The 7147-nt window shown below is 68.9% G+C and carries 8 protein-coding genes; 2 read left to right on the top strand and 6 right to left on the bottom strand.

Annotated elements, in window-relative coordinates; genetic code table 11:
• On the bottom strand, positions 1-244 hold a 244-nt coding region (locus Acor_RS43910; RefSeq protein WP_218034827.1), incomplete at its 3' end, for a hypothetical protein.
• Positions 244-663 (bottom strand): hypothetical protein, encoded by a 420-nt coding sequence (locus tag Acor_RS43905; RefSeq protein ID WP_340163135.1) that lies wholly within the window; start codon positions 661-663, stop codon positions 244-246. The genes Acor_RS43905 and Acor_RS43910, both read right to left, overlap by 1 nt.
• Between Acor_RS43905 and Acor_RS43900 the strand changes: the two genes are divergently transcribed.
• Positions 649-912, top strand: coding sequence for a hypothetical protein (locus tag Acor_RS43900; RefSeq protein ID WP_218034825.1), 264 nt, complete (start codon positions 649-651; stop codon positions 910-912). The genes Acor_RS43905 and Acor_RS43900 overlap by 15 nt on opposite strands.
• Before the next feature lie 217 nt (positions 913-1129).
• Here Acor_RS43900 and Acor_RS41530 read toward each other — a convergent pair whose 3' ends face one another.
• The 4 genes from Acor_RS41530 to Acor_RS41515 form a co-directional block, all read right to left on the bottom strand.
• The gene (locus Acor_RS41530; protein WP_174876274.1) at positions 1130-1504 is read right to left on the bottom strand and encodes a helix-turn-helix domain-containing protein; all 375 of its coding nucleotides are present in this window, start codon (positions 1502-1504) and stop codon (positions 1130-1132) included.
• A gap of 365 nt (positions 1505-1869) precedes the next feature.
• Positions 1870-2757: a hypothetical protein gene (locus Acor_RS41525; protein WP_155342253.1), complete on the bottom strand. Its 888-nt coding sequence runs from the start codon at positions 2755-2757 to the stop codon at positions 1870-1872.
• Positions 2754-3128, bottom strand: coding sequence for a hypothetical protein (locus Acor_RS41520; RefSeq protein WP_155342252.1), 375 nt, complete (start codon positions 3126-3128; stop codon positions 2754-2756). Before Acor_RS41520 ends, Acor_RS41525 begins: the two co-directional genes overlap by 4 nt.
• Positions 3129-3138: 10 nt before the next feature.
• A complete protein-coding gene (locus Acor_RS41515; protein WP_155342251.1) occupies positions 3139-6294 on the bottom strand; it encodes a CHAT domain-containing protein in 3156 nt (1051 codons plus the stop codon).
• Between the two features lie 112 nt (positions 6295-6406).
• Here Acor_RS41515 and Acor_RS41510 point away from each other — a divergent pair, with 112 nt between their 5' ends.
• Positions 6407-6970 (top strand): hypothetical protein, encoded by a 564-nt coding sequence (locus tag Acor_RS41510; RefSeq protein ID WP_155342250.1) that lies wholly within the window; start codon positions 6407-6409, stop codon positions 6968-6970.
• The last annotated feature ends 177 nt before the right edge of the window (positions 6971-7147 follow it).

The raw sequence follows: 7147 nt of genomic DNA, 5'->3' as shown, positions 1-7147 counted from the left end.
ACCCTTTCGCGTCTACGTCCAGCCGGCCGTACGTAGGCGGAGGACCGAAATTCCTCCCTGTGGGGCTCAATAATACGATTTGCACCCACCGTTCCATGATCGCGTTCATCCTCGGCATCCGGATACCGGTGAGCACGGTCTGAATGCCGGCCTCGGCGAGGATCTCGTCCATGAGCGCGGGGAACTTGCCGTCCCGGTCGCGAATCAGATAACGGGCCCGGCAGCCGGTGTCCTCCAGATCCATCACCAGGTTCCTGACGGCCTGGGCGACCCAGTCGCGGTCGGGTGTGCGGTGGTGCCGAGCACGCGGACGCGTCTGGTGGCGTGGTCGATGACGGCCAGGATGTACTGACGCCGCCCATCAAGAGTGACAGTCTCGATGAAATCGCAGGCCAGCAAAGCCTCAGCTTGGGAGCGCAGAAAATCGGCCCACGTGGTCGACGTCCGCTCGGGTGCCGGATCGATGCCGTCCCGCTTGAGGATCTCCCAGACCGTGGACAGCGCGACCGTGATGCCGAGGGTGGCGAGCTCTCCGTGGACCCTCCTGTACCCCCAGGACGGATTCTCCCGGACCAAGCGCAGGACGAGGGCACGAATGGAACCGACCATGGGAGGGCGTCCGCGCCGTTTCGGCACACAGGCACGAGCATGACGGCGATTCATCAGATCGCGGTGCCACCGCCCGACGGTATCCGGCCGGATGAGAAGCCTCAGCCGGCGCAGGACGTCTCGGGGCAGCGGCGCCAGGAGAGCGGCGAGAAAGGCTCGATCCTCAGGAGCGAACCTCACCCGAGCGCCGACGCCGAGCTGCCGTTCGAGGACGGCGATCTGGTGACGCAGGGCGAGGATCTCGACGTCCTTTGTCCCGATCGCCCAACGGCAGCAACCGCAGCGCCGCGAAGGTGTTCGTGACGGCTAAGTAGGCCAGGCGAAGGAGCACGGCCGATCATCCTGCCGCACTCCTCCTCCACAAGAGCCCAAGCCTGCCTGCAAGAGAAGCACTTCAAGGCCGTGACCTGCACGGATGGAATTATCAGCAGGCGCAGTGTTCGAGCATGACCAAGGCGTAGAGGCGTCTGAAGGTGACGGTGTCCACATGCAGGAAGTCGACGGCGACAATGTGCTCGGCCTAGGCGGTCAGAAACTGCTTCCACGTCGGTCCGCTGCGGCGCGGGGCGGGGCCGATCCCGGCCCGGTTCAGGATGTTCCAGATGGTCGAGGCGGCGATCTTGTGGCCGAGGCGGGTCAGTTCACCATGAATGCGCCGGTGGCCCCATCCCGGGTTGTCCGCGGCCATGCGCAGAATCAGGTCCTTGACCGCAGCCGCGGTGGGAGGGCGTCCAGGACGGCGATGTCTGCTGTAGTTCCACTTCCTCGCCACGAGCTTGCGGTGCCGGGCCAGCAGGGTGGCCGGCGTGACCGGGAAGACCTTCTCCCATTGGGGGCGGGGTATCAGGTGCGAGAGAGCCGCCAACCACAGGCGGTCGGCTGGTTCATACCGCACCCGCGGGACGGCGCAGGACCGCGTTCTGATGCCGAAGCACCCAGCAGCTCCGCCTCCTTGGAGGCGTCGCGCCGTAACAGAAGTGCGGGCAAAGACAGCAGGCGCCGGGTGACCGCGTACACCGTGGATAAGATCACGAAACATGATCCCAGGGATCCGGACCAGCCACTCGGCGCCCCTCAATCCTTCCGTCCCACCAGATGAAGGGCTCTGCGCTGACAGTGATTCGAGTTCTTGAGCCCCACACGTCGCCGGGATCCTGGGCGCGATCATCATCGCGTTCGGCCTCCGTCGGACACCCGAGCCCGTCCCCGCGCCGACCCCCGTCGAGACTACGGCTTGACCGCGACCTGCCGTCCGCGTGGTCAGGGCTCTGCGGGCTCCGGATAGTCGGGGTCCCAGCGGCTCTTCCGCAGCAGGGTGGTCAGCGCGCGGCCGGTGCCCGGCGCAACCCCCCTGGCCGGGGCGAGCCGGTCGTTCAGGTCGCCGACATGCAGGTCGACGGTCGCCTCCACCAGCTCCGCCAGCGCGGTGGCCGCCGCCCGCGCCTGCGACCAGCCCGTCCCGAACAGGACGGCCCCGATGACCGCGCCCGGCCACCACCACAGGGCCAGCAGCAGATAGAGCGACGACCAGCCGACCAGGCGCGCGGCGGTGGCCAGCGACTCCCGCGCGGCCCCCACCGCGAGCCGGGGCTCCTCCGGCACGATCAGCCACAGACGCGGCCAGCAGGCGTCCAGATCCAGGCCGTACGCCTCCTCGACGCGCACCCGAGGCACCCGGAGGCGATCGCCGATCCAGCAGGGTCGGTCAGGTTCCCGCAGGCAGATGCGGTCGGCCTGGGCGATGGCCCGGGCGGCGGCGCCTGCCGTGGTGGCCGACTCGGCCCGGCTGACGGCACGTTCCCAGCGTCGGCGGCGCAGCGTCACCAGCCAGCGGGCCGGAGCGCAGGCGCCTTGGATGGTCCACAGCCACTCCACCGCCCGCCCGAGGGCGCTCGCGACGAGCCCGACACCCACCGCGCTCAGCGCGCAGACCACCATGATGAGCACCAGGCCGCCGACCGTACGGATTCCCGGGTCGGTGGACCAGGCGGTGATCTGCCGTCCCAGCGGCGCCGGGTCCAGCGCGTGGGCATACCCCAGCTGCCATGCCGTGATCACGGCCGCCAGGAACAGGAGGCCGGGCAGGGCCAGGAGCCCGACCCAGCGTTCGGCGATCTTCTTGCCGACCTCGCCGAGAAAGCCGGTCATGGCGTCAACGGCCGGGCCACGAGTTCAGCGCCGGTGATCTCGCACACGGGGGTGGGCTGGCCACGCCATACCAGCCCGTGGCCCGAGCACCGCCCGTCCGGGCAGTTCCACCACCGCGCCGCGCCCGCCGCGCCGCGCGCGCCGGGCAGCGGGCCGTATCCGCGCTGCGCCGCCGGGTAGAAGCCCAGTCCGTCGGCCGCCTCGAACAGCCGATTCAGCTCGTCGAGTTCTCGTTCCGGGTGCGGGCTGCGTCCCGCCCGCAGCCGGTCGAGCAACTCCGCCCCACCGACGGCGGAGGCCTGCTCCACGAAGGCGGGATCGTCGAGCTCGCGACACAGGGCGGCCAGCTTCTCCGGCAGACCGAGATTCATAAAGCACTCCTTACGTGCCCATATGGATATGCGCGGCCCACAGGGTGGGAATGTGAGGGTAGCGGTCTCTGATCACGCGTGTCGCCCGATGCAGGCAGCGCCCGGAACGCGCCGGATCGGACCCGTTCGCCACCAGATCCTCATAGACCCCGGTGGCGATCTCCGCGGCGACCGCGTCGTCGATCTCCCACAGTGTGCCCACCACATGCGGGTATCCCGCCAGCTGGAACGCGGTGACGGCGTGCACGCACTCGTCGGCCAGCTCAGGCGCGGTGACCGCGGTGCTGCAGGCCGACAGGTAGGCGAACTCGCACTCCTCCAGCCGCAGCCGCGAGACCTCCAGCACGGTGAGCGGCCGCCGCGCGTGGTCGTGGACCAGCAGCTGGCTGCCGGACGGGTCGTCCGGATCGAAGGCGGCATGGCAGGCGAAATGCACCCAGGACCCCTCCGGAAGCAGTGCCAGCACGGCATCCCGGGTGGCACCCTCGCCGACCAGTCCATCCATGTCGGGAAAGAGCCTGGTGAGCTCGTCGAGCTCGCGCCGCGCCCCCGGCAGGTCGGACGCGCCGGGGGTGCGCGGCATCGCGACCGCCAGCATCTGCGGCCGCCCCGCCCGCTGCCGGGTGGCCCTGGCCCGTGCGTGCGTCAGTCCCCGTACGGTCGCGCTGTAGGAGGACGCGACCCGATCGATCACGGTACGGCGCCCGGCCCCCGGCGCGTCGAGATGGTGCCCCGCCGCGTGCAGCGGGAAGTAGGCCAGCGCCCCACAGGGCACCCACCAGATGCGGCCGTAATCCTCGCCATCGTCCGGGCAGCCGGTCATCCCGAGTCGCTCAAGCACCGGTCCGGTGACCGTGTCCCAAAGCCAGGCCAGGGTAGCGTGCATGACCTGCTCGGCGTGGCGGTCACGCCTGGCGAACGACGTCCGGCCCAGCGCCTCGTGCATCGCGTCGAGCCGGTCGTAGACCTCGGCGGCGGCAAGGCCGGGGAGCTCCTGAACCCGCACCCCCTCGGTGGTCAGGATCAACGCGTCACACCGGTAATCGCTCATGTTGATCATGACGATCGGCCCATCCTGCGCCTGCTCGACGAGCTGGGCCGCCTCCGGGAGCAGCAGGAACCGGTCCAGGCCGGGCAGCGTCCGGACCCGGGCGACCAGCGCGGTCAGCTCCTCGGCCAGTTCACGCCGGCGGTCAGCGGTGTCCTCGTTGAGGCTCGCTCTTTCGTCGGCGTCCAGCCGGCCGCACAGGTAGGAGAACCGGTCCGCGAGGTCAGCATCCCTGTCCCGCAGGTCGGTCAGATCGGTACGGGCCTCCAGCGACTGCGCGAGCAGCACACCCCGGCCTGTTTCGAGCAGTTCGACCGCTTCCTCGGGCCGACCGGCCTCAATGGCGCAGGCCGCCGCGTCACCGGCGAGGCGCGCGTACTCGGCCATCCAGTGGGTCGCGTCGGCCCGGACGAGCGCACGGGCGGCCAGGCCCGGCAGCAGCCGGACGGCGAGGGCGTACCCGCGTGCCGCACGGTCGGTCTGGCCGAGGCTCATCGCGAGCCTGCCGCAGCCTCTGGCCGCCTCGACCCGGATCATGGGCCGGGTGCTCCCCGTGGCGGCGGCCGCCTCCAGCAGGCCGATCGCCTCGTCCACAAGCCCGTCGTCGTCGGTCGCATGCCCCAGCATGGTCAGTGCCCGAGCCAGATTGACCTGGCAGAGCGCCCGGTAGTAGTCGTGCTCCGCGACCTGCTCGACCGCGCGGCGACCGGCCGCGACCGCCGCCTCCAGCGCCTCCGTCTCACCGGTGCGATCGAAGTACTCCAACCACGTTGCGGCCAGATTCGTCCTTGCCCCGGCCCGTTGCCAGCCGTGGATCGCGTCAACCGCCAGCCGGTTGCAGTCGATGGCCTGACGCAGCGTGGCGATATCGCCGGTGCTCGCGGCCTTGGCCTTGAACGCGACGGCGAGGTTGGTCAGGAACAAACCCCGGTTGGGGTGGTCCGCGGGAGTCGCCTCCACCACCGCACGGCCGATCGAGATCGCTTCGTCCAGCGCGGCGGAGTCACCCGTCCGGTCGAAGCGCGATTTCAGTTGTACGGCGAGAGCCGACCGGTACTTCGCCAGGTCGGGATTACCCTCCGGCGTGGCGGCGACCACGACGCGACCGGCCTCGATGGCCTCCGCGAGCGCGCCCAGGTCGCCGGTCTGCTCGAACTGGGCCTGGAGCATGAGGCTGACACTGTAGAGACAGGCCTGCCAGAGCACGGTGTGCGGCGGTGCTGCGTCCACCGCCCTGCGTGCCGTGGCGATGGCCTGGTTCAGGGTGGCCTGTTTTCCTGTGCGCCCGAACTGTGCGTGGAGCACGTTGCTGAAGTTCGCGAGCATTCCTGGAAGGTCCGGATCGCCCTCCCGCGTGCTATCGATGGCCGCGGAACTCATCCTGGCGGCCTCGTCGAGCGGTGCCGGGTCACCGGTGCGGTTGTACAGCACGTACAACGAGAGACCGAGACCGCCGAGGAGCACTCTGCGCTTCTCGTAGCCTTCCGGCGTGTCGGCCAGGGCGCGCCGGTAGGCGTCGATGGCCTGCTGGAGTGGTCGAAGCTCGCCCGTGCGCCCGAACCGCAACCGGAGGCTGACGGCGAGGGTGGTCAGGCTCCCCGCCCTTTCCTCCGTGGTACGCGCTTGCGCCACCGCGTGGGTCGCCACCGCGATGGCCTCCTCCAGCGCGTCCATGTCCCCGGTGTGCTCGAAGAGAGTGAGGAGTGCGGAGCCCAGGAAGCACTGGCGGCCGACCCGGTCGGGGTGGCCAGGGGAGGTGTCCCGCACGGCGTTGCGTCCGGCGCCCACCGCTAGTCGCAGACTGTGCGGGTCGCCGCGATTGTTGAACCATTGCTCAAGCAGCATGATGAGGCGCCGCCAACTCGTGTCGGAAATTTCCGGCAGCAGGATGCTCGGTGGCATCGTCGACAGCGCCGAGTCGGGCAGTGGCAGCCGGGACCGGGACTCGTTCAGCACGAAGAAGAGCGGAAGAGCGGTGTAGACCTCCCCTCGGACCCGCTCGTCGGCGAACACTTCACCGCGGCGCCAGTGCAGCAGGCCGACGAGGTAGCAGGTCTCCGCGATGTCGTGAGGATCGGTGGTGCAGGCGAAGAGTTCCACCGCCTCGTCCAGCGCCACCGGATCCAAGAGGCGGCCGTTTGGCCCGCTATCGAGCCTGGATCGCAGAGCAGTTACCCATTTTTCCCGCATGTCACGATATTCCCACCGACAACTTCAGGATACTGATGAAATGACGGACATCGTGGAACAGTTGCCCAACATCCTTCTCGAGATGGTGGATGCCCAAATTCGCGCAGGCGGCGGCGGTCTTCGCCCTCAGGTCCACATTCTGGCTGAGGATATGGATGCCGCTTATGTCGGATATATGGAGTGTCGCCCCTTCTACCGGGGCGCGGACGCCGCCTCCGCGCTGGCGAACCTCGGGGTGCTCCCTTCTGTGATCAAAGCGACTCGACTGTTCGTCGTCTGGGAGGACCACGACATCCGTACCGCCCTCGAAATCCAGGGGGAACACATCAACCAGGGCATCGCGATCCTCGACGCGCGGTTCAACGGCCACACCCTCCGCTGGCACCCGTTCAGCGCTGTGGGGAGGCAGGTGAACGGGGGAAGAGGAATCGCCGTCGATCTCACGTGGGGCACTCCGGCCCGTTATGAGAACGTCCCGCTCCTCGCACCTTTCGAAGCACTGCTCAGGGTCTGGCGCGAACTACGGGATGACGACCTCGAACGCACGGCGATACTCCTCCAGAAGGCCGGATATGAGCTGAACTGGGCAACGCCTTTGAAATAGAATTCCGATCACCTCAGCGGCACCCGACCTGGCCACGGTCGGAGCCGACGTAACGGACGGCTCCTCACTCACAGTAGCCGTCGACTTTTCCGATTCGTCGCTACTCTCGCCCCCGCCGCTGAGCGCGGCGGCGGTTCCGATGGCGACGCCGAGTATCACGAGGACGGCAGCCAATGC

This window comes from Acrocarpospora corrugata (assembly GCF_009687845.1).
GTDB lineage: Bacteria > Actinomycetota > Actinomycetes > Streptosporangiales > Streptosporangiaceae > Acrocarpospora > Acrocarpospora corrugata.
Note: the sequence above shows the minus strand (reverse complement) of the source record. Positions and strands in the feature narration are given on the sequence as shown.